Below are 23,052 nucleotides of genomic sequence, written 5' to 3'. Positions count from 1 at the left end.
ATAAAAATCTATAAGCTTATTTTGTAGTGCACTATTTAACTAATACACTATACAAATCTAAATATTCATTGATAAAATGGCTGTCACTTTAAATAACTCTTTTATGCTTACTATTCAGAACCTTAGCTTTGGCTATAACCGACGAAAACCGCTCTTTGATAATCTTTCGCTAACACTCAAGCAAGGAAACATTTATGGTTTACTCGGTCGGAATGGTGCCGGGAAATCATCTTTTCTGCGACTAATGGCAGGTTTGCTATTCCCCAAAGAAGGCACCTGCCAGTTTAATGGTATTGACACCTGTAAACGAAGTATAGCCACCCTTGAAAACCTGTACTTTCTACCTGAAGAATTTCACACACCTGCTATCAGCATATCCGAATTTGTGAACATCAATAGTCCGTTTTATGCTAAATTCAATCACGAGCAGTTTGAAAATTATTTAAAAGAATTTCAGTTATCTAAATCAGATAAACTTTCTAAACTCTCGTATGGGCAAAAGAAAAAAGTATTAATAGGCTTTGGCCTGGCAACTAATGTGCAACTACTGATATTAGACGAGCCTACAAATGGCCTGGATATTCCTTCTAAAAGACAGTTTCGTAAATTGATTGCCTCAACTATATCTGACGAACAAGCTATCATTGTTTCTACACACCATGTAAAAGACCTTGATGGATTGATTGACAATATCATTATTTTAGAAGAAAATACGATTGTATTACAACAATCAATCGAACATATAAGCGAACGTCTCAGCTTTAAGGCTACAGCGAATACCGAAAATCTACAGACAGCTTTCTACACCGAACAAACAATTATGGGCTTAATGAAAGTTATGCCTAACCTGACACACGAACATACCAAGGTCGATTTAGAATTACTCTTTAATGCTGTATTACATAAAAAAGACCTGTTACAACAAATGTTCGATAATAATCTGATCAACAACTACCACGCTTAAATTTCAAGAACATGACTCATTTCAGTACTAAAAGACTTTTTCTATTAATCAAAAAAACCTGGATAGAAAATTATAGAATCTGGGCAATTGCATTGGGCGTGCTTATATCTCTATATTGTTTATTTCATTTTCTGACTACCGATAGAACTCATATTATTGCTTACCTTTCTCGTCAGACAATCTACAGTATTGGACTTTTGATTTCTGGGACACTATTTGCCAATTTTCTATGGAAAGATTTTTCAAACAAAGGCCAGAATATCAATTTTCTACTTTTACCTGCCACAGCTTTTGAGAAATTGCTGGCAGCAATCTTCTATGCCTCACTTATATTCCCTATAGTGTACATTGTACTGTTTTTTACATTAGACGCTATCTATGTCCATACCATTCAATCAGTTGTTACTGTAAAAATAGATACTTGGGATTTAAACCCGTTAAGTTTCAGAGACCCACATTCTTTTATATTGTCAATAACCCTTCTTTTTTTGGTATTACAACCCATTGCATTATTGAGCAGCCTGTTATTTGAAAAACATTCTTATATAAAAACTGCCTTGCTGGTTTTTATATTCTTCTTTTCACTAATCTATCTATTTACTATAATCAAAAGAAATATTCTTGCAGATACTATTGGAAATAAAGACTTTGGTGGAAGTATATTCACCCCAACAGAGATTTATTTCCTAAGCACTGATGAAAATGTGGCTGATACAATAAGTATTCCTTCTCCTACAAGTTATATTATCAACCTGACTTTAACTTTAGGAACAGCTCTGTTTTTTATATTTATTACCTTTTTGAAACTCAAGGAAAAAGAAATTTAAGCTCATGGAATTCAGAAACAATCAGGCCATTTATCTGCAGATTGCCGAGATGGTTTGCGAAAATATATTGTTAGTCCAATGGCGTGAGGGTGAGAAAATTCCGTCTGTTCGAGAATTAGCCGTAAGCTTGGAAGTGAATCCTAATACAGTAGCTCGTACTTATGAGTTTCTGACCCAGAAAGAAATCATCTTTACCAAACGTGGTATGGGATACTTTGTTACGGAAGATGGCAAAAGCAAAGCCTTAGCTTTCAGGAAAGAAGATTTTCTGAAAAATGACCTGCCGCTTTTCTTCCGGAATATTGACCTCCTGAATATTGATTTTGACGAATTAAGAAATCGATTTGAAATTTTTAAGAAAGAGAAAACCGAAACCTTTTCCATTGATACAAAAATATGAAAACAAGCAATAAACTCTTATTAGCCTTTTTAGGACTATTAATTTCTGCAATGGTTTTTACGGCGTTCCAATTAAAGGCAGAATACAAGAAGATTAACATGAAAGACAAATTTCGTAATGCTGACCGCGTAGCATTGAAACCCATAAGGTTCTTAATCATTCAAGGGAGCGATCGCAATAAAGGAGATGCCATTAATGAATTTTCAGTAAGTTGTATTCCTGGCAATGAAAGGGCATTAATTTTACCAAGAAATACCTTTTTCAGAAAATACGTTACCTATTCACAGTCAGGCGATACACTTATTATCCACAGCACACTCCCCTATTCGTATGGCTTAGATATTTTTCTCTCAGGTATAAATCCAGAAAAAATAGAAGCTAATGCTGGCAGGATATATCTCAACAGACTTTCTCTTAATCAGCTGCACACAAGCATTGAAAGAAATGCAGAAATAACCATTACAAACACAGAAATTAAAGATTTAGATGTCAATACGACTGATGTGGCAAAAGTAAGACTTATCAAAAACTGTGTTGTTGATAGGCTCGATATAAATCTCCAAAAACAGTCTGAAATTGAATTGGGAGAAGTCAAACTCAATAAAGTATCTCTGAAAATAAGTCCCTCAGCTAAGATAAATGCTACAAAAGAACATCTGCTCTTATTACAGAAATCAGGTCTTTTGCAATAAAAAATGCCCTCATCAGTATGAGGGCATTTTTTATAATACTTTAAAATTCTTATTGCTCCCAACGCCAGTCTTTACCTATAATCAATTCATTTTTGAGATTTTGTTTAATCAAAAACTCCTTGGTATCATTATCATTCATTTTCTTCACTGGCAGCGCATCAGCATTAGCTAAAGCATATAACATCATAGCTGTAAAACGTACATTATTGTTAATTTGCTTTTTGTCAATCAAATCAAAACGGTCACAATTGGCATGGTAACAGTTATACGCTTTTACCGGAAAACTTCCTGATGGCGAACAAACCGGAACGCCCTGAATCATGAATGGCTGATGGTCAGAATGCAAACCTGCTGAATTAGGATTGGTATTGGTAAAGGTTGAGTCTACTGCCTTTATTTTTTTACCTGTTTCATCAAAGAAGGCACGTAGTTCAGGACGTCCCATTGCATTAAACCCTCTGGCATTATTAACCATATCAAGATTCATCATCAGTTGAATCTGATCTAATTTTCCTTCATCCTTATACTTCTTCACCAGAGCTTTAGAGCCTAACAAACCTTGCTCCTCGCCCATAAACATCACAAACTCTATAGTACGTTTAGGTTTCAGTTTTAAAGACTGAAAAACCCTGGCTACATCTAATACCGTAAAAGAGCCAATGCCATTATCCATTGCTCCTGTAGCCAAATCCCACGAATCCAGGTGGCCCCCAATCACAATTTTATCCTTTGCATATTTTTTAGAACTACCTGGTAGCGTGGCTATCACATTTCTGGCTCTGATAGGTCGGCTGAAATTCTGCATATCAATTACCGCCCAGATACTCTTCTCATCATTCATCCATTTACGGATAGCCTTACCACTCTCTACCGATACACACACCGCCGGAATCGGAATCAAAGCCCCTGTAACCGAAGCGGTTCCAGTCAATAACACTCCTCCTTCTACTGCGTTAGCAATAATTACTCCGGCAGCACCATATTTAATAGCTAAAGCCGTTTTTTCAGAACGATGCAGGTTTTTCTTACCCTTATTCTCAGGTGCTTGAAGATTGATATTGAACAAGGCTATTTTACCTTTTACCTCATCTTTTACTTTTTCAAAATCAGCCTCAATACCATCTCCACAATCAACAATCGGGCCTTTGATATGTGAAGAAACCGGAGAATGTGCCAGCGCCACTACTTCTACCTCACGAAAATTATCACTCCCTTTAGGCACAATAGACAGGCTAACGGTATCTCTCGCCCACGACTCCACCTCAAAAGGCATATACTTTACATCGGCAAACCCATATTCTTTCAATAGTTTATAGGCAAAATCTTCCGCTTTTTTTCCGTTCGGACTTCCCGTCAGCCGATGACCTATTGAAGACGTAGCCTCTCCTAATGTTTCATAGGCCCGGCCGCGATTCAAAACGTCATCATTAATCTTTGCAAAAAGTGCTTCAAGTTCATCAGCTGGGTTTATAAACGCCGAAAATAACGTAACACTAACAGTAAGCGTTAAAAATAAAATTTTCTTTCTCATCTACCTGTAATTTAAGTGTTTAGGTCAATTTAGTTTGGTGTGTAATATTAGTGTAAAAATCGTTATTTTTTTCATTTTAACAAAAACCTACTTTACTTTGGTTATTCTTGCCACTATTAACCGTTTAATTACGCAAAAAATAACACAATAACCTGATACATTTTGCCTGTTTCTCTCGTCTGTTAATAATAAATTAATTTTTGATTTCAACCACCACTTTCAACAATATTGGCAAAAAAACAGTTTATTTGTTGCCCCACCCTATATCGGATAGGCTCCTTAAAAAAGGTTTCGGAAGATTTGAATTATCATATAAATGAGTATGGGACAATTAATGAAGCATGACGGTATTACCACACCGATAGCAAAAATACAGACCAAAGAGTTATCAATTCACGGGCATACCCGGATTGACAATTATTACTGGCTTAATGAAAGAGAAAATCCGGAAGTACTGGCTTATCTGAATGCCGAAAACGATTACTTAGCCCAGGTAATGGCTCCTGTAAAGCCCTTTGAAGAAAAGCTTTTTCAGGAAATGAAGAGCCGTATTAAAGAACAGGATGAATCTGTACCAGTAAAAGATGGCAACTACTACTATTATGTCCGATTCATTGAAGGAGGCGAATACCCCGTTTATTGCCGCAAAAATAAAAGCCCTGACGCACCTGAAGAGATTTTATTAGATGGTAACAAACTGGGCAAAAACAAATCTTATTTTAACATAGGCGGCTACGAAATAACCGACAATGAAGAGATATTAGCCTATGGAATTGATACTGTTAGTCGCCGGAATTATACAGTAAGATTTAAAAACCTGCAAACAGGCAAACTATACAAAGATCAGATAAAAAATACCGAAGGCGGTAACTATGCCTGGGCCAGCGATAACAAGACATTTTTCTATATCAGAAGAGATCAGCAAACACTCTTGGGGTATCAGGTATGGCGGCATATTTTAGATACCGATGTAAAAAGTGATGTATTGGTATATGAAGAAAAAGACAATCAGTTCTATATGGGACTGTATCGGATGAAGTCAAAAAAATACATTGCTATCGGTTGTGATCATAATGGAGTTTCTACCGAATACCGCTTGTTAGATGCCGCAAAACCAATGGGTGAGTTTAAGGTTTTTTCAGAAAGAGTACGCGGACATGAATATAATATTGAACATTTTGGAGATAAGTTTTATATCAAGACCAATCAGGACGAAGCCATTAACTTCAAGTTAATGGAAGTAAAAGAAAAACAGGTGGCTGATAAGACCAGATGGAAAGACGTAATACCCCATAGAAAAGAAGTATTGCTTGAGTCGATAGAGGTTTTTGAAAATCACCTCGTGTTGCAGGAAAGAAACGAGGGTCTGATTCACCTGAGAGTTATTAATCAACACACCAAAGAAGAACATTATGTAGATTTTGGCGAACCAACCTATGATGCCTATATAGGAGCTAATCATGAATTTAATACGAATATTTTACGCTTTATTTATACCTCACTTACTACCCCTGCTTCTACTTTTGATTATAATTTAGATACCCGGTTCAAAGACCTGAAAAAAGAACAGGCCGTAATTGGTGAATTTAATAAAAACAATTATGTGTCCGAAAGAGTTTTTGTTATTGCAAGAGATGGAGCGAGAGTTCCACTCTCGATAGTATATAAGAAAGGCACACAACTTAACGGCAAAGCACCGCTCCTTCAGTATTCGTATGGTTCATATGGATACTCTACAGATGCCACCTTCAGCTCTGTTCGTTTAAGCCTGCTCGACAGGGGATTTATCTATGCTATTGCCCACATCAGAGGTGGTCAGGAAATGGGTCGAGAATGGTATGATAATGGTAAAATGTTTAAAAAAATCAACACCTTCAACGACTTCATTGATTGCTCTGAATTTCTAATTGCTAATCAGTATTGCAGCCCGGCCAAACTATTTGCAATGGGTGGCAGCGCTGGTGGTTTACTAATGGGAGCTATTGCTAACATGAGGCCTGACTTATACAAAGGAATAGTAGCCTCTGTGCCCTTTGTAGATGTGGTAACAACCATGTTAGACGAAAGCATTCCTTTAACAACGGGTGAGTTTGAAGAGTGGGGAAACCCTAAAAACAGAGACTCGTATGAATACATGCTTTCGTATTCTCCTTACGATAATGTCAATAAAAAAGATTATCCTAATCTACTGGTAACTACTGGTTTACACGACTCACAAGTGCAATACTTTGAGCCTGCCAAGTGGGTTGCCAGGTTACGTACGTTAAAAACCGACAGCAATTTATTATTGATATATATAGACATGGAAGCTGGTCATGGTGGCGCATCAGGAAGGTTCGCTTCCTTAAAACTGATTGCAAAAGAATACGCGTTTATTTTAGATTTGGCCGATATTTTGGGTTAAAACATTTCTGCACTTTTGTTAGTTTATATTTTTGGCTATTAAAAACACACTGTTGAGGTAACAATTTTACCGATTAATCATATTCGCAAAAAAAATGAACCTTTTTTTTAGAAATTTATAACATTTTGTTTTTTCTTTGCCAAATATTCCGAGCAGATTGTGACCCAAAATACTTTATTTAGTCCAATTTTTTACATTGTTTTATTTGATATAACATAAAAATTCCCCAACATGAAGAAGGCAATACTATTATTTGCGGCGTTGTTAACATTCTCGCTGGCGTCGCAAGCCCAAGACACCTGTAGCGTTTGTAAACCATATAAGTGGGAGGTTGGTCTTTTACTTGGTGCTAACCAATATTTCGGTGATATGCACTGTAGTAAAGCATATCTTTCACAAAATCGCCCAATGTTCGGCTCATTTGTGCGTAGACATTTCGGCAACTATTTTGCATTAAGAGGTCAGGTAATGGTAGGAGCTTTAGCCGGAAATGATTTGGATCAACCTGATGGAAGATGGGATTACCGTCGTCTGAAATTTACTTCTCCATTAACAGAAGTAGCATTATTAGGTGAGTTGTATCCGTTTGGGGAGCGTTTTTATTATTGTGACGGGACATTTAAGAAAACAGTAAAACCTTATATATTTGGCGGTATAGGGGGTGTATTTACTAATCCGACTTTTGAGGTGCAACCTGGTGGCGCTTTCCCTCCATTGCAAAGATTAATGGATGAAGACAGAGCTAATCTGAAAAAAGCAGCTTTTATGTTACCATTCGGATTGGGAGTAAAATGGAACCTGGCAGAAAGATGGACACTTGGTTTGGAAGCTGGATACCGTTATGTATTCTCTGACTACCTTGATGGTACACATGCCTCTACTACAAGTTTAGAAACTAATGTACCTAAGAAGGATGGGTATGCAGTAGTTAATCTATTAGGCTCATATCGCTTCGGCGATAAAGATACAGATAAAGATGGGGTGGTTGACCGTTGCGATGCCTGTATCAACGAAAAAGGATTACGTAAATTCCAGGGCTGTCCTGATACTGACGGTGATGGTATTCCTGATAAAGATGATGCCTGCCCGACTCAGGCCGGACCAATGGCATTACAAGGTTGCCCTGATACTGATGGTGATGGTATTGCCGATAAAGATGATGCTTGTCCTACAGTAGTAGGTCCTGCTTCATTGAATGGCTGTCCTGATAAAGATAAAGATGGTGTAGCTGATAAAGACGATGCTTGCCCGGATGTACCTGGTTTGAAAGCATTGAAAGGTTGCCCTGATACTGACGGTGATGGCATTACTGATAAAGACGATGCTTGTCCGAACGAGCCTGGTCCTGCTTCATTGAATGGCTGTCCTGATTCAGATGGCGATGGTATTGCAGATAAAGATGATGCTTGCCCGAACTTGGCAGGTGTGGCCTCTGCAAAAGGTTGTCCGGATCGTGATGGAGACGGTGTAGCTGACGATAAAGATAAATGCCCTGATTTAGCAGGCTTACAAACAAACGATGGTTGTCCTGAAGGATGGGTAAACGGCATGGCTCCGGGTTACAGAACATTGAGCGGTTGTATGATTTCTAAAACAGAATTAGACGAATTAAGCTTTGCTGCACAAGGTATTGAGTTCTATAACGGAACAAACAAATTGAAACCAACTTCTTATAAGAAATTAGATCGTGTTTGTGCATTGTTACAAAGATGCCCTGATAGTATTCTTAATATCGTAGCATACAACGATGGTTCAAGCACTTCTGCTAATCTGCGTTCGGCTAAATTACGTTCATGTGCTATTTACGCTTATTTCTTGAAGAAGAAGTGTATCAGCAAAGCACGTATGACTTACGAAGGCAAAGGAGATGAAGACCCATCAACGCCTTATACAACGCCTGACGGTAAGAAAGCTAACACACGTATTGAGTTCCAATTGAAATAATTATCAGATTTGAATTATAACACAAGAGCAGGACTTTAAGGTTCTGCTCTTTTTTTTCACCAGATAACAGTGCTGTTAAAGTTTAAGTATATTTCATTAATATGAGCAATGCTTAATACCTGATAGATATAGTAAAAGGTTGTGTTATGGACAAAACGTTTAGCTACCAACAAAGTAATTAAAGTTTTGTTCAGTTCTTAAGATACAGTTAAAACTCATAACAAAACAATAGATTTATGCCCGTTTCCTGAAAATTAATGGTAATAACTTCTGGTTTTCAGTATTGCAAGAAATTTTTAACAGTTGTATTAACATGGACAAAACCTTTATACATCAGCAAAACCCTATAGCTTGTTCAGATAAGAATTTGATACGAAATCCTATTTTCAGCTTTTCGGTTTTCACCGCACAGCAAGAATGAACGGCCCGCCAATTTATACATATATAGCAGAATTAGGTCAGGCCATATAAGCAAAAATTCTTGTTAAATAGTGAAACAATTACAACGGTATCCGATTTCATTTGCAGACACACTTTTAGCATGAATTTTGTCTGTTGAATCATTGATAATCATTATAAACTTTGCCATTAAATAAAAACAAGTGTAGGATTTTTCAGGAAATGTGTAATTTTATGCTAAAAATTTCCACACTTATGTTGTATCAATCCATTTCTCATATTTATTTCATCAAAAGCATGAAACTAAATCTTAAACATACGCTCGTTTATCTTTGTCTCGGAACACTCTTACTAACAACCTCTTCTTGTTCTTTTGCTCAATTAGACACTGTTACTCCAAGTAATATTATTTCCGCGGGTAATTGCCTTGAAACCAGGTTTACTTTTTCGAGACAAGGGAGAATTGAACAGTCATTTGTTAAAAACTACGATTCACAAGGTAGGCTTTTGAGCGAAACTAAAAATTATTCGAGCCAGTTTTCTGGTAATTATAAAGAGTCATACACCTATGAGTATGATGCAAAAGGCAATAATACCAAGATAACTTACAGCCATAATGATGTAGTGAAAAAGGTAACTACAAAAGAGTACAGCCTTCTTGGGAAACTGACACAGGAGGTAATTTCGGCGGATGGGGTTTCTAATGCCATTCAAAAAACGTTATTTACTGAATCAGGTTCGGTACAAATCTTCTATGATAAAGATGGAGTTACCGAGACCATCAGAGAGATAATAGGGTTAGACCCGAATGGACAAGTTATTACTAAAGAAGTAGTAAGTTCTAATGGAGTAGTAGCATTTTCTGATAAATATACTTATGCCCTATTGGGAAAAGTAGGCCGTTGGGTACACTATGATGCTGCCGATAAAGTAACAACAATTACAAATTATGAATATAACCCGGCTGGAAACCTGACTAAAGAAACTACCACCCGCAACGATGTTCTCTATGCCTCGACCATAAACACTTATAATGCGAATGGAAAATTAGAAAAGTCAACCCGTCTGAACGGAAAAAATCAAGTTGATTACTATTTCACTTACGAACATAATAGTAAAGGATTAATGGTTAAAGAGAACTATTTTTATAATAATCAGATTTTAAGTACAAGAGGCTTTGAGTACGATGCAAAAGGCAATACAGTAAAAGAATTATTCTCTGATGCAAAGGGGGTAACTACTTCTCTGAAAGAATGGGAATACTTTTGTAAATAAATCCGGCAATTATAATACCTCGCATTTTTTGACAGTTATTTAGAAAATTAACCAAAATGGTAAAAGAAGATATTGATCTGGTAGCTGAAATAGCTCGCTTGAAAAAAGAGAAGAACGCTGTTATTTTAGCACATTATTATCAGGTTGCTGAAATTCAGGATATTGCCGATTATATAGGCGATAGCCTCGGCCTTTCACAGCAAGCGGCCAAAACCGATGCCGACATGATTGTTTTTGCAGGAGTAAGGTTCATGGCCGAAACTGCAAAGATATTGTCTCCACAGAAGAAAGTGGTTTTGCCTGATATGAACGCAGGTTGTTCCTTGGAAGAGTCAGCCCCTGCTGATGAATTTGCTGCTTTTAAAGCACAACACCCCGATCATATCGTAATTTCTTATGTAAACTGCTCAGCTGCCCTGAAAACACTGACAGATGTAGTATGTACCAGCAGCAATGCAGTAAAAATTGTAGAAAGTTTCCCGAAAGAACAAAAGATTATTTTTGCTCCTGATAAAAATCTGGGTGGCTATATCAATCGTGTGACAGGCCGGGATATGGTTTTGTGGGATGGTGCCTGTATGGTACATGAGACTTTCTCTGGCAAAATGATTCAGGATTTGAAGGATAAGCACCCTGAAGCTAAAGTAGTGGCTCACCCTGAGAGCGAACAACCTGTATTGAAATTAGCTGATTATATCGGCTCTACCACAGGATTACTAAAGCATGTAATCAATAGCCCGGATAAAGAGTTTATCGTAGCCACAGAGTCGGGCATTTTGCACCAGATGAGAAAGGCCGCTCCCGATAAAAAATTCATTGTAGCTCCTACCTCACGCAATGGCCATGCCTGCAAGGCTTGTTCTGACTGCCCGCACATGAAACTCAACACAATGGAAAAACTCTATTTGTGTTTAAGAGACGAAACACCGGAGATTAAGCTTCCGATGGATGTAATCGAAGCTGCCAGAAAGCCCATCGAAAGAATGTTGGAACTATCGGCAAAATTTGGTTTGTAATAGCTGAATTTTATAAATTCATAACAGAAGGTTCGCTTAACAGGAGAACCTTTTTTTTCTGAAAAACATTCTGTTAATAAACCATTTACAATCTTGGCTCTCTCCTACCCCCTTTACTCTCACGAATATTTCATGGCAAAAGCACTTGACCTGGCAATACAATCAGGAGAAGCAGGAGAAATTCCTGTCGGAGCTATTGTTGTGGCTGGGGGAAGTAAAATTATTGGAAAAGGGACAAACCAGACCGAGCAACTCAATGATGTGACGGCTCATGCCGAAATCATTGCTATTACCGCAGCTTCACAATTTCTGGGTGCCAAATATCTGAAAGACTGCACTTTATATGTAACCCTTGAACCCTGCGTAATGTGTGCTGGTGCCTTGAACTGGTCGCAGATCGACCGGATTGTGTACGGAACTTCTGATCCTAAACGGGGTTTTGCAAGGGTTTCTCCTAATATTCTTCACCCCAGAACTACTGTTGTGAAAGGCATTCTGGAGAAGGATTGCGAAATAATTATAAAGAATTTTTTCAGGAATTTGCGAACATAATTTTCGTCGTTAGCGTTAAGCCTATAGGCTGTAATAACGGGCACTATTATATTCAACATTTAAAACTTACTTTAAGATATGGCATACACACTCGATCCGCTCCCTTACGCAAGTGACGCACTGGAGCCTCATTTTGACAAGGCAACTATGGAAATCCACCATGACCGTCATCACCAGGCATATGTAACCAATCTGAACAACGCCATTGCAGGTACAGATATGGAAGGCTTATCGTTGAAAGAATTATTAGCCAATATCAGCAAATATCCAGCACCTGTAAGAAACAACGGTGGCGGACATTTCAACCACGATTTATTCTGGAATATTCTTTCACCTAATGGTGGCGGGACACCATCAAGTACTTTGAGCAAAGCGATTGATGATGCCTTCGGTTCATTTGATGCTTTCAAAGATGAGTTCAAAAAAGCAGCCATAGGGCGTTTTGGTTCAGGTTGGGCATGGTTATGTGTTGACGACCAGGAAAAACTTTTCATCACTTCTACTCCTAATCAGGATAATCCATTGATGGATGTAGCTGATAAAAAAGGTATTCCGGTATTGGGCTTAGACGTATGGGAACACGCCTATTACCTGAAATTCCAAAACAAACGTCCTGACTATATAGATACTTTCTGGAACGTAATTGACTGGGAAGCCGTACAAAAACGTTTCTCAAATGCCAAGAGAGTTATTCCGAATGAATAAGTAATATCTGGCTTGATTATATAATGAGAGATGCCGTTGGGCATCTCTTTTTGTTTAAAGGATACCGTTTGCCTTATAGACAGATAAGTAGTTCGACGTTATATTCTTTTTTAAAGCAATCTTAACTACTTTTGCATTAAAACTCCGCAATAATTATAAAAGGAGTACTTAAAAATCATTTTTCTTTTGATATGTCATTTACTTTTCAAGATAAAACCATATTGATTACCGGTGGTACAGGCTCTTTAGGGAAAGCCCTTACCAGGCATATTCTATCGAAGCACCCAGAAATAAAAAAACTCATTATTTTCTCCCGTGACGAGCAGAAGCAATTTGAAATGGCACATGAGTATCCTGATAGTAAATACCCGCAAATGAGGTATTTTATTGGAGATGTGCGGGACTTTGAACGGTTGAAAAGAGCTTTGAAAGGAGTTGATTTTGTCATTCATGCAGCTGCCATGAAACACGTTCCGATTGCAGAGTATAACCCGATGGAATGTGTAAAAACCAATGTATTAGGCGCAGAAAACGTCATTAATGCTTGTCTTGAAACAGATGTAGAGCGTGTAGTAGCCTTATCGACTGATAAAGCCTGTGCACCTATCAATTTGTATGGAGCTACCAAACTGGCATCTGATAAATTGTTTGTGGCAGCTAATAACATCAAAGGCTGGAATCCCATCAGGTTTTCTGTGGTGAGGTATGGCAATGTAATGGGTTCAAATGGCTCTGTTATTCCTTTCTTCATGAAGAAAAAGAAAGAAGGAGTTATTCCGATTACAGAACCAACTATGACCCGCTTTAATATTTCTCTGCAGGGGGGGGTTGATATGGTTATGCACGCTTTGGAACACGCCTGGGGTGGAGAAATATTTATTCCTAAAATTCCTTCATATCATATCCTTGATGTAGCTAAAGCCATAGCACCAGAAGCTGAAATAAAAATTGTAGGTATCAGACCCGGTGAAAAGGTACATGAAGAAATGATCACTGAATCTGATTCTTTCCTGACCTACGACTTAGGTAAGTATTATACTATTCTACCCTCTACTCACAAATGGAGAATAGAAGATTTTATGACTGAGTTTAATGCTATCAAAGTACCAGTAGGGTTCAAGTACACCTCAAACCAGAACACAGAATGGGAAACTGTAGAAGATTTGAGAATATTAATTAAAGAACATGTTGACCCAACCTTTGAAGTTTAATGCAAATGAATAACATTCCTTATGGAAAACAGCATATCACTGACGAAGATATTGCGATTGTAGTAGAAACCCTTAAAAGTCCTTTTTTGACACAAGGACCTAAAATAAAAGAGTTTGAAGACGATTTTGCAAAATATATAGGGGCAAAATATGCTGTTGCCGTAGCAAACGGAACAGCCGCTTTGCATTTATGTACTTTAGCATTAGGAGTAAAAGAAGGAGATAAGGTAATTACAACTCCCATCACCTTTGCTGCATCGGCTAACTGCGTTCGCTATTGTGACGGAGAAGTAGTGTTTGCTGACATTGACCCGGACACTTATCTGATAGACATTAATAAGGTCAGAAATATATTGGAGAGCTCCCCTGAAGGTACTTATACCGGAATTATCCCTGTTGATTTTGCCGGAAGAGCCGTCAATCTGGAAGAATTCCGAAAATTAGCAGAAGAATACAATCTCTGGATTATTGAAGATGCCTGCCATGCACCCGGTGGCTATTTCATCGATTCAAATGGCGAGCAACAATGGTGTGGGAATGGCAAATTTGCTGACCTGGCTATTTTCTCCTTCCACCCGGTAAAACACATTGCCAGTGGTGAAGGCGGTATGATAACTACCAATAATGAGGCTCTTTACCAGAGTTTGTTGCAACTAAGGACTCACGGTATTACACGGTCAGAGAATCAATATACAAATAGCATTGCATTGGCCGGAGGGATAGACAAATATCCGGGTTGGTACATGGAGATGCAGACATTGGGCTTTAATTACAGAATAACCGATTTTCAGGCAGCATTAGGAAGCAGTCAGCTCAAGAGGGCAGATGAAGGCTTAGTCAGAAGAAGGGTAATAGCTGCTCGCTACAACCAAGCTTTTAAAAATATACCTGCCATTAAAGGCCAGTCAGGGGAAGTAGAAGGGCACGCCTACCACCTATATGTGATAGAAGCAGAAAACAGACTGGGACTATACAATTATTTAAGAGAGCATAAGATTTTTGCACAAATCCATTATATTCCTACTCATTTAATGCCCTATTATCAACAATTAGGTTCAAAAGAGGGCGACCAGCCGATGGCAGAAGAATATTACAGACATTGTATCAGCTTACCAATGTACCCTACATTGACTGACGAAGAGCAAAACTATGTCATTGAGACCGTAATTAATTTTTTAAAATCTGAATAACCTTGGAAGAGAAAAAATATAGCACACCGCAAGAGGAGTTCTGGGCAGGAGATTTTGGCAATGAATACATCAATCGTAATCAAAGTGCTGAATACCTTGCTTCTAACCTCAATTTCTTTGTTAAAGCTCTAAATCAAGCCGGAAGACCGCAATCATTAATAGAGTTTGGGGCTAATATTGGCATGAATCTAAAGGCTATTAAAGCACTTTTTCCTGAAATTAAGTTAGGTGGTATTGAAATCAATGCGGAAGCGGCCAAGGAATTAGGCAATATAATAGGTGAAGACAATGTCTTTCATGGTTCTATTTTTGATTATGAAAGTGCCGAGAAATTTGAAGTATCTTTAATAAAGGGCGTGCTGATTCATATAAATCCTGATATGCTGCCTCTTATTTATCAGAAATTGTATGACGCTTCCAGTAAGTATATATTGGTTTGTGAATATTATAATCCTTCTCCGGTTACTATCAACTACAGAGGGCATAGCGACCGGTTATTCAAACGTGATTTTGCCGGAGAAATATTGGAGAAATATCCTGGCTTAAAGCTAATCGATTACGGCTTTGTCTATAAAAGAGACCCGGCATTCTCACAGGATGACATTACATGGTTTTTAATGCAAAAAATCGGGTAGTTTAACTATGAGCAAAATAGCTATCATTCCGGCACGTGGAGGCAGCAAGCGGATTCCCCGAAAAAATATCAAAGATTTTTGCGGGCAACCCATCATTGCTTATTCAATCAAAGCCGCACTTGATAGCCAATTGTTTGATGAGGTAATGGTGTCAACTGACGACGGAGAAATAGCAGAGTTAAGTACGCAATATGGTGCAAGTGTACCTTTCTTTCGGTCGGCAGATAACTCGAATGATTTCGCCACAACAGCATCTGTCTTGCATGAGGTTTTAGACAATTATACCCTACTAAATAAAAATTTCCAATATGGTTGTTGCATCTACCCTACTGCGCCGTTTGTTACAGCACAGAAATTGAAAGATGCCTCTCAGTTATTAGTTGACAAGAACTTTGATACGGTTTTACCTATACAGTCTTTTTCTTTTCCCATTCAAAGAGCTTTCTATAAAGAGAATGATAAGATCAGGTGGGTAGAACCCAATCATGCACTAACCCGGTCACAGGATTTACCCAAGACTTTTCATGATGTGGGGCAATTCTACTTTTTTAACATCTATACATTCCTGCAAACCAAACAATTACTGACAGCCAATTCGGGAGGAATAGAAATCAGTGAATTAGAAGCGCAGGATATTGATAACGAAACTGACTGGAAACTGGCTGAACTGAAATTTAGATTAATGAATCCATGAGAAAATACCCCTGTTTACACACACAAATATTCAGTTCGGATAAATATAGCATTGTTCCTCTACGCGATGAAGACAAGTATGCAATTATGCAATGGCGTAATGAACAAATCTATCATTTACGTCAGAATGAACCTCTTACAACCGAAAAACAGGAATGGTATTTCAGTAATGTAGTCGCAAATTTATTCGAGCAAACAAAACCAACACAGATACTTTTCTCTTACCTCGAAAACGATATTTGTATCGGCTATGGTGGTCTCGTTCATATCAACTGGGTTGACAAAAACGCAGAGATTTCATTCATTATTAATACTGCGCTTGAAAAGGATTTCTTTGAATTTCATTGGACAACCTACCTGAGTCTCATAGAAAAAGTTGCCTTTGAAGAGCTGAATCTGCACAAAATCTATACTTACTCTTTTAATTTAAGACCCCACTTATATCCAATCCTTCAAAATAACAATTATCAACAAGAAGCCATGCTTCACAATCATTGTTTGTTTGAAGGTAAATTTAAAGATGTTTTCTTTCATGCAAAATTCAATCCTATTAATATCAGAGAAGCCAGAGAAGATGATTTGATGCTGTATTTTGAGTGGACTAACGACGAGGAAGTAAGAAAACAATCATTTAATAGTGGGTTTATTGCCTTAGAGAATCATGAGCAATGGTTTCAGAAAAAAATAGCCGACCCGAATTGCCTGATGCTTGTTTTTGAAGATGCACAACAAGTACCTATTGGACAAGTAAGGTTTGAAAGCAACGAAGAACAAAAAATTAGTGTTATAGGAGTATCCTTGGATAAAAACTTTAGAGGGAAAGGCTTAGCAGGTAAAATACTATCCTTAGCTTCTACCTGGTTTTTTAAAGAAAAACCTGATTATACCATACAAGCCTTTATAAAAACTGAGAATATAGGCTCTGTTAATGCTTTTACTAAAGCAGGCTTTTCTTTTGAAAAAAGTTTAGACTATCAAGGGATAGCATCAGTATTATATACAAAACATAATCAATGAAGATAGGGAATTATCAGATAGGGCTCAATCATAAACCTTTTATTATAGCCGAAATGAGTGGTAATCATAATCACTCATTGGAAAGGGCTTTAAAAATTATTGAAACAGCTGCTAAATGTGGCGCGGATGCCCTTAAATTACAAACCTATACGGCCGATACCATCACTATCAATCAACGAGGAGGTCTTTTTGATATAAAAGATAATACCTCTTTATGGAAAAACAGAAACCTTTATGAATTATATCAGGAAGCACATACCCCCTGGGAATGGCATGAAGCCATGTTCAAATGTGCTGCGGATAATAACATTATTTGTTTTTCTACTCCTTTTGATGATACAGCAGTAGATTTTCTGGAAAGTCTGGGTACGCCTGCACATAAAATAGCTTCTTTTGAAAATAACCACTTTCCTCTATTAAAGAAAGTTGCTAAAACGGGCAAACCTGTTATTATATCTACAGGAGCGAGCACATTGGCGAATTTAGATGAGGCAGTAAGCGTGTTAAGAGAAAATGGTTGCAAAGATTTAGTCTTGTTAAAATGCACAAGCAATTATCCGGCAAGCCCTGAAAATTCAAATGTTCGCACCATTCCCCATATGCGGGAGTTATTCCAATGCGAAATCGGATTAAGTGACCATACTATGGGTATTGGTGTGCCATGTGCGGCAGTTACTTTAGGAGCTACCGTAATAGAGAAACATTTTTGTCTGAGCCGGGCAGAAGGTGGTGTAGATTCAGCTTTTTCTTTAGAGCCAGATGAACTTAAATCATTAGTGATTGAGACTGAGCGTGCATGGCAATCACTGGGTCAGGTTCAGTATGGTGTACAGGAGTCTGAGAAAAAAAGTCTTTTATTCAAACGTTCTGTTTATGTGGTGAAAGATATAAAAGCAGGTGAAACTTTTACAGAAGAAAATATACGGGTAATACGCCCAGGCGATGGTATGCCTCCTAAATACTATGAAGATTTATTAGGGAAAATAACCAATATAGATTTAAAAGAAGGCACACCATTAAACCAATTCTTTTAAGTAAGGATATAGGATCTATAAATTAATGGGATATGTTTGAAAAGTATTTGCTTTTCTCCATTTTCCGTTTATTAAAATAGTACAATTTGCCGATAGATAAAGAATTTGTAAATTTTATTAGTATTTGTTACAACATTCAGGGTAAATGATATAACTTGCATAAAAAAACACGATTTTTATTGAAATACTTTTTATATGAAGAGTATAGTTTAGTCGCTAACTCTATATGATTATGTCGATTATTCAATATTTGCCATTAAAATATTTATTACTTCGTTTTCTTTTTTAATATAATGAAAGGAATTATTCTTGCTGGAGGCTCTGGTACTCGTTTGCACCCACTTACCCTTGCTGTTAGTAAACAACTGATGCCTGTGTATGATAAACCAATGATTTATTATCCGCTTTCTATCTTAATGCTGGCCGGGATTAAAGAAGTGTTGATTATATCGACTCCCCATGATTTACCTCATTTCAAAAAACTTTTAGGAGATGGCAGTAGAATAGGTTGTGAGTTTACATATGCCGAACAACCCAGCCCTGATGGTTTAGCCCAAGCCTTTATTATCGGAGCAGATTTCATTGGGAATGATAGAGTAGCATTAGTTTTAGGTGATAATATTTTTTACGGAAGTGGGCTAAGTAAATTGCTTCAAAATAGTACAAATCCCGACGGGGGCATCGTATTTGCCTATCAGGTTCACGACCCCGAAAGATATGGAGTGGTAGAATTTGATGAAAATAAGAAAGTGATTTCAATTGAAGAGAAACCTAAAAATCCTAAATCTAATTTTGCCGTTCCGGGATTATATTTTTATGATAATGATGTAGTAGAAATTGCTAAAAACATTCAGCCATCCCCTCGGGGTGAGTTAGAAATAACTGATATTAACCGACAGTATCTTGAAAATGGTAAACTTCGTGTAGGAATCATGAACAGAGGTACTGCCTGGTTGGATACCGGCACTTTTGCTTCATTGATGCAAGCCGCTCAATTTGTGCAGGTCATAGAAGAACGGCAAGGACTTAAAATAGGTTGCATTGAAGAAGTAGCGTATAGAATGGGTTTTATCGATGATAAGCAATTAGGAAAAATTGCAGAACCTCTGGTGAAAAGTGGCTATGGTCAATATCTTTTAAATCTTATCTAAAACTATAAGCCTTTTCGTTTGTCGAAACTTAGATTTCGATTTGTCTCTTTAATAAGATTTAATTAAATTTGCAGACGTTTGTTCAAATAGTGTTTTAAAACTTAGTCATGACCTCCTCTAAATTTTTTTATAAAGTTATCATATTATTAGTGCTTGGTTTTTTTGAAGCAGCCTATTCACAGACTCCAACTAATCTTCCTTCAAGTGTTGATAATTTATCGGATAAACAAATTGAGACTTTTTTAAAAGAGGCCGAGTCAAGAGGGCTTAGTGAAGCCCAGATTGAAGCCGCTGCTTTAGCCAATGGTTATTCAGCACAAGATATTGCCAAAGTAAGAGAAAGAATTAATCGATTAAAAACTGGCACATCAGAAGTAAAAGCAAATGCTCCAGGTACCGCTAAACTCGAAAATGTTACCCGTGAACAAATTGGTGAAGTAGCACAGAGAACCTCTGTTGCCGTATCGGATAAACAAGAGGTTGGCAAAAAATTAGAGACATTTGGAAGCCAGTTATTTAATAATAAGAATTTAACTTTTGAGCCGAACCTCCGACTCCCGACTCCAAAAGGTTATATTTTAGGTCCTGACGATGAAATTAAAATTGACATTACAGGCTATGCCTACCAACATTATGACGCTAAAGTTACGCCTGAAGGAACGATAAAAATTGAAAACCTTGCTCCTATTTATGTAAATGGTAATACTATTGATCAAGCCAAAGCAAAAATTATAGAACGCTTAAAAACTATTTTTGCCGGCTTGAGGGATGGTAGACTAAATGCTGATATTACACTTGGGAATGTCAGAAGTATTAAAGTTACTTTAGTAGGAGAAGTTACTAACCCAGGTACTTATACTATATCTTCTTTAGCATCAGCATTCAATGCTCTCTATCTATCTGGTGGACCAAACATTAACGGTTCTTTTAGGAATATCCAGGTTTTCCGTAACAATGCTTTAATAAAAAAAATAGACATTTATGACTTCCTTTTAAAAGGAACGCTTGAAGATAACATAACTCTTTTTGATCAGGATGTGATATTAGTACCACTCTTTCAGAAAAAAGTAAAAATAGAAGGGGAAGTAAAAAGAAGTGGTATATTTGAATTGAATGAAAACGACGATTTTAGTACTTTATTAAATTATGCTGGAGGCTATACTGAACAAGCTTTTACTTCTACTGTTAATGTCCATAGAAATACAAAAACCGAAAAGAAAATATTGACATTTGACCCTTTGACTGAACCTGGTTTTGCTACGAAAAACGGAGATCAGTTTTATGTAGGTACTATATTAGATCGCTTTGAAAATAAAGTAGAAGTACGTGGTGCGGTATTCAGACCCGGTGAGTTTGCATTAGGCGATAAAATAAAAACAGTTAAGCAATTAATTGAAAATGCTCAAGGCCTAAGAGAAGATGCTTATGCCAACAGAGCTATTTTGGTGAGAGAACAAGATAATCTTGATCTCATGTATATTCCTATCGACTTAAGTAAATTATTAAAAGGAGAAATTCCTGATATAGATTTGAAAAGGCAGGATCAATTACTCGTTAAATCGATTGTCGAAATCAGGCAAGAAAGAAAAATCGATATAGAGGGGGCTGTCAATAATCCTGGTAATTATTCTTATGCTGAAAACATGTCAATAAGAGACGTTATTTTGTTAGCAGGAGGGTTTAGTGATGGGGCAACCTCTAAGAGAATTGAAGTAGGGCGTAGACAATATAATGACGAATCGAGTGAAAAATCTGTAGAAATTATTCAAGTCAATATATCTAAAGATTTAAATCCGGCTGAAGGAGGCCTGAAACTTATGCCTTTTGATAAAATATTTGTTCGTAATCTTCCTAATTACGAAGTACAGCAAACTGTTTTTATTGAAGGTGAAGTGAATTATCCTGGTGCTTATATTATTGAAAGCAAGACAGAGCGATTAAGTGATTTGATTGATAGAGCTGGCGGTCTTCGCTCAGAAGCCTACATTGCGGGGAGTCGTTTATATAGAAATGATAAGCTTATCTTCGTGGATTTTGAAAAAGCATTAAAAAATAAAAAAACCGCATCTAATTTATTGCTTGAAAATGGAGACAGGGTAGAGATATCAAAGGAAAGGCAAACAGTTAGTATTAATGGTCAGGTATTAAATCCTACAAGAGTTGCTTATCAGCCCAATTTTTCTTTTGGCGAATATATTGCTCAAGCTGGTGGTTTTACCGACAGTGCATTTGTTAAAAAGACTTATGTACAATATGCTAATGGAAGTACAGATAGAACCCGCAGTTTTTTTGGAATTAAAGTTTATCCTAAAGTGCAGCAAGGCATGTCTATTTATGTTCCAACAAGAAATAGAATGCGCATGTCTCCTGCCGAAAGAATAGCCATTGGAACAGGCTTTGTTTCTTTATCTGCAGTATTATTGACACTAGTCAGGTTACTGTAAAGTTTCAAGTAATTAATCTGACTCCAATATTCTGGCTTTTCATTATCAAAAAAGCCCAATTCAAATTATTATTTATTTACATTCTGAATGTAATAAAGTTAAAATATGTAGTCCTAAAAAGCTTGATGACTTTTATTTTATTTATATAATATTGCTACCGGATATTTTTAATACAAAGTAGTATGTAATCTTTTTCAAAACATATTGGCTCAGAGAAGTAAAAATTTCAATTTCACTCAAAGAAAATTTAGTCTTTTGCAAATTATATGTTTTGAAAAAGATTACACACTCCTCTTCATATTTTAATTAATAAAGTATAAAGTTTCAAAATTTGATTAGATAATATTATTCTAAGATTTAACAGTATGTTCATGGGTAGTAGCGTAATTAAAAATTGGACACAAAAATAAGTTAACTACTTAACTTTGTGTACTATGACAAAACATCGGAAGAAATGGACTCCAGAGCAGAAACTGGAGATTCTGGATTACAAGAAGACACATGGACTTACGAAGGCTTCACGAGAGTATGAAGTAAGTACAGTAAGCATTCTTAATTGGGAGAAGGTCTATTCAGAACAAGGACCGGAAGGCTTTAAAAAGGGAGCCAAGACCTCACTTGAGAGAGAGCTTCAGCAACTTCGTAGGGAGAATCGGGAGTTAAAGGCTATAGTGGCTGAAAAAGATTTAGCTATTCGGGTAAAGGATTCTTTATTAAAAAAAGCCAGCAACGAAAATAGAGAAGCTGATGGTAGTGGAAGATTTTCAGGAAGAAGGCTTCCCTTTAAGTTGTCTTTTAAAGCTAGCGGGCTTGGCGCGTAGTACTTATTACTATATTTCTAAGGGAATCAAACCAGGTAAAAGATCAAGTTCTTATATAGCTAAATCTGACGGAAGCAGGCATAATATTCAAACGATTAAAGAAGAGATTGAGGCACTCCTTTCAGGTGAGTTTGTGGATTATGGATA

At 37.0% G+C, this 23,052-nt stretch carries 20 protein-coding genes; 19 read left to right on the top strand and 1 reads right to left on the bottom strand.

The features are described 5' to 3' along the window. Positions 1-76: 76 nt before the first annotated feature. Genes H1R81_RS24905 through H1R81_RS24890 form a run of 4 tightly spaced genes read left to right on the top strand, consistent with a single transcriptional unit; the run spans position 77 to position 2,883 of the window. Positions 77-964, top strand: coding sequence for an ATP-binding cassette domain-containing protein (locus H1R81_RS24905; RefSeq protein WP_229251219.1), 888 nt, complete (start codon positions 77-79; stop codon positions 962-964). A gap of 11 nt (positions 965-975) precedes the next feature. After that, entirely contained in the window at positions 976-1,791 is an 816-nt protein-coding gene (locus tag H1R81_RS24900; RefSeq protein ID WP_181843471.1) for a hypothetical protein, read from the top strand. A 4-nt stretch (positions 1,792-1,795) separates the two neighbouring features. Further along, complete coding sequence (locus H1R81_RS24895) at positions 1,796-2,191, top strand: GntR family transcriptional regulator (RefSeq protein WP_181843470.1); 396 nt, start codon at positions 1,796-1,798, stop codon at positions 2,189-2,191. Continuing rightward, positions 2,188-2,883 (top strand): GIN domain-containing protein, encoded by a 696-nt coding sequence (locus tag H1R81_RS24890; RefSeq protein ID WP_181843469.1) that lies wholly within the window; start codon positions 2,188-2,190, stop codon positions 2,881-2,883. Before H1R81_RS24895 ends, H1R81_RS24890 begins: the two co-directional genes overlap by 4 nt. 49 nt (positions 2,884-2,932) lie before the next feature. Here the strand turns inward: H1R81_RS24890 and H1R81_RS24885 are convergent, their stop codons facing one another. Then, positions 2,933-4,414, bottom strand: a complete 1,482-nt coding sequence (locus H1R81_RS24885) for a M28 family peptidase (protein ID WP_181843468.1) — start codon at positions 4,412-4,414, stop codon at positions 2,933-2,935. A 322-nt stretch (positions 4,415-4,736) separates the two neighbouring features. Between H1R81_RS24885 and H1R81_RS24880 the strand changes: the two genes are divergently transcribed. The 15 genes from H1R81_RS24880 (at position 4,737) to H1R81_RS24810 (ending at position 22,905) form a co-directional block, all read left to right on the top strand. Beyond that, positions 4,737-6,818 (top strand): S9 family peptidase, encoded by a 2,082-nt coding sequence (locus H1R81_RS24880; RefSeq protein ID WP_229251218.1) that lies wholly within the window; start codon positions 4,737-4,739, stop codon positions 6,816-6,818. 231 nt (positions 6,819-7,049) lie between these two features. After that, the gene (locus H1R81_RS24875) at positions 7,050-8,762 is read left to right on the top strand and encodes a DUF6089 family protein (RefSeq protein WP_181843467.1); all 1,713 of its coding nucleotides are present in this window, start codon (positions 7,050-7,052) and stop codon (positions 8,760-8,762) included. A gap of 696 nt (positions 8,763-9,458) precedes the next feature. Further along, on the top strand, positions 9,459-10,436 hold the full coding sequence (locus H1R81_RS24870) for a hypothetical protein (RefSeq protein WP_181843466.1): 978 nt from the start codon (positions 9,459-9,461) through the stop codon (positions 10,434-10,436). Between the two features lie 56 nt (positions 10,437-10,492). Next, entirely contained in the window at positions 10,493-11,452 is a 960-nt protein-coding gene (nadA, locus tag H1R81_RS24865; protein WP_181843465.1) for a quinolinate synthase NadA, read from the top strand. Between the two features lie 90 nt (positions 11,453-11,542). Then, positions 11,543-12,004: a nucleoside deaminase gene (locus H1R81_RS24860; RefSeq protein WP_310588117.1), complete on the top strand. Its 462-nt coding sequence runs from the start codon at positions 11,543-11,545 to the stop codon at positions 12,002-12,004. Positions 12,005-12,082: 78 nt separating this feature from the next. Beyond that, a complete protein-coding gene (locus H1R81_RS24855) occupies positions 12,083-12,709 on the top strand; it encodes a superoxide dismutase (protein ID WP_181843463.1) in 627 nt (208 codons plus the stop codon). Between the two features lie 191 nt (positions 12,710-12,900). After that, complete coding sequence (gene pseB, locus H1R81_RS24850) at positions 12,901-13,920, top strand: UDP-N-acetylglucosamine 4,6-dehydratase (inverting) (RefSeq protein WP_181843462.1); 1,020 nt, start codon at positions 12,901-12,903, stop codon at positions 13,918-13,920. A 5-nt stretch (positions 13,921-13,925) separates the two neighbouring features. Further along, entirely contained in the window at positions 13,926-15,110 is a 1,185-nt protein-coding gene (pseC, locus tag H1R81_RS24845) for a UDP-4-amino-4,6-dideoxy-N-acetyl-beta-L-altrosamine transaminase (RefSeq protein ID WP_181843571.1), read from the top strand. 2 nt (positions 15,111-15,112) lie between these two features. Next, positions 15,113-15,745, top strand: coding sequence for a pseudaminic acid biosynthesis-associated methylase (locus tag H1R81_RS24840; protein WP_181843461.1), 633 nt, complete (start codon positions 15,113-15,115; stop codon positions 15,743-15,745). 7 nt (positions 15,746-15,752) lie between these two features. Next, positions 15,753-16,439, top strand: a complete 687-nt coding sequence (gene pseF, locus H1R81_RS24835; RefSeq protein WP_181843460.1) for a pseudaminic acid cytidylyltransferase — start codon at positions 15,753-15,755, stop codon at positions 16,437-16,439. Continuing rightward, on the top strand, positions 16,436-17,455 hold the full coding sequence (locus H1R81_RS24830; RefSeq protein ID WP_181843459.1) for a GNAT family N-acetyltransferase: 1,020 nt from the start codon (positions 16,436-16,438) through the stop codon (positions 17,453-17,455). Before pseF ends, H1R81_RS24830 begins: the two co-directional genes overlap by 4 nt. Then, positions 17,452-18,489: a pseudaminic acid synthase gene (pseI, locus tag H1R81_RS24825; RefSeq protein ID WP_181843458.1), complete on the top strand. Its 1,038-nt coding sequence runs from the start codon at positions 17,452-17,454 to the stop codon at positions 18,487-18,489. Before H1R81_RS24830 ends, pseI begins: the two co-directional genes overlap by 4 nt. A gap of 293 nt (positions 18,490-18,782) precedes the next feature. Then, positions 18,783-19,640 carry a glucose-1-phosphate thymidylyltransferase RfbA gene (gene rfbA, locus H1R81_RS24820; protein ID WP_181843457.1) on the top strand — a complete coding sequence of 286 codons (858 nt, stop codon included), beginning with the start codon at positions 18,783-18,785 and terminating at the stop codon, positions 19,638-19,640. A 107-nt stretch (positions 19,641-19,747) separates the two neighbouring features. Beyond that, entirely contained in the window at positions 19,748-22,084 is a 2,337-nt protein-coding gene (locus H1R81_RS24815) for an SLBB domain-containing protein (protein ID WP_181843456.1), read from the top strand. 434 nt (positions 22,085-22,518) lie between these two features. Next, positions 22,519-22,905 carry a transposase gene (locus H1R81_RS24810; RefSeq protein ID WP_229251217.1) on the top strand — a complete coding sequence of 129 codons (387 nt, stop codon included), beginning with the start codon at positions 22,519-22,521 and terminating at the stop codon, positions 22,903-22,905. The last annotated feature ends 147 nt before the right edge of the window (positions 22,906-23,052 follow it).

This window comes from Emticicia sp. BO119, assembly GCF_013912375.1.
In the GTDB taxonomy this organism is placed as follows: domain Bacteria; phylum Bacteroidota; class Bacteroidia; order Cytophagales; family Spirosomataceae; genus Emticicia.
The sequence above is the reverse complement of the archived record's forward strand: the minus strand, read 5'-3'. Positions and strand labels throughout refer to the sequence as shown.

Excerpts from the sequence above, each read along its gene's own strand:
- H1R81_RS24905 (WP_229251219.1), top strand. The coding sequence starts at position 77 with ATGGCTGTCACTTTAAATAACTCTTTTATGCTTACTATTCAGAACCTT.
- H1R81_RS24900 (WP_181843471.1), top strand. The coding sequence starts at position 976 with ATGACTCATTTCAGTACTAAAAGACTTTTTCTATTAATCAAAAAAACC.
- H1R81_RS24895 (WP_181843470.1), top strand. The coding sequence starts at position 1,796 with ATGGAATTCAGAAACAATCAGGCCATTTATCTGCAGATTGCCGAGATG.
- H1R81_RS24890 (WP_181843469.1), top strand. The coding sequence starts at position 2,188 with ATGAAAACAAGCAATAAACTCTTATTAGCCTTTTTAGGACTATTAATT.
- H1R81_RS24885 (WP_181843468.1), bottom strand. The coding sequence starts at position 4,414 with ATGAGAAAGAAAATTTTATTTTTAACGCTTACTGTTAGTGTTACGTTA.
- H1R81_RS24880 (WP_229251218.1), top strand. The coding sequence starts at position 4,737 with ATGGGACAATTAATGAAGCATGACGGTATTACCACACCGATAGCAAAA.
- H1R81_RS24875 (WP_181843467.1), top strand. The coding sequence starts at position 7,050 with ATGAAGAAGGCAATACTATTATTTGCGGCGTTGTTAACATTCTCGCTG.
- H1R81_RS24870 (WP_181843466.1), top strand. The coding sequence starts at position 9,459 with ATGAAACTAAATCTTAAACATACGCTCGTTTATCTTTGTCTCGGAACA.
- nadA (WP_181843465.1), top strand. The coding sequence starts at position 10,493 with ATGGTAAAAGAAGATATTGATCTGGTAGCTGAAATAGCTCGCTTGAAA.
- H1R81_RS24855 (WP_181843463.1), top strand. The coding sequence starts at position 12,083 with ATGGCATACACACTCGATCCGCTCCCTTACGCAAGTGACGCACTGGAG.
- pseB (WP_181843462.1), top strand. The coding sequence starts at position 12,901 with ATGTCATTTACTTTTCAAGATAAAACCATATTGATTACCGGTGGTACA.
- pseC (WP_181843571.1), top strand. The coding sequence starts at position 13,926 with ATGAATAACATTCCTTATGGAAAACAGCATATCACTGACGAAGATATT.
- pseF (WP_181843460.1), top strand. The coding sequence starts at position 15,753 with ATGAGCAAAATAGCTATCATTCCGGCACGTGGAGGCAGCAAGCGGATT.
- H1R81_RS24830 (WP_181843459.1), top strand. The coding sequence starts at position 16,436 with ATGAGAAAATACCCCTGTTTACACACACAAATATTCAGTTCGGATAAA.
- pseI (WP_181843458.1), top strand. The coding sequence starts at position 17,452 with ATGAAGATAGGGAATTATCAGATAGGGCTCAATCATAAACCTTTTATT.
- rfbA (WP_181843457.1), top strand. The coding sequence starts at position 18,783 with ATGAAAGGAATTATTCTTGCTGGAGGCTCTGGTACTCGTTTGCACCCA.
- H1R81_RS24815 (WP_181843456.1), top strand. The coding sequence starts at position 19,748 with ATGACCTCCTCTAAATTTTTTTATAAAGTTATCATATTATTAGTGCTT.
- H1R81_RS24810 (WP_229251217.1), top strand. The coding sequence starts at position 22,519 with ATGACAAAACATCGGAAGAAATGGACTCCAGAGCAGAAACTGGAGATT.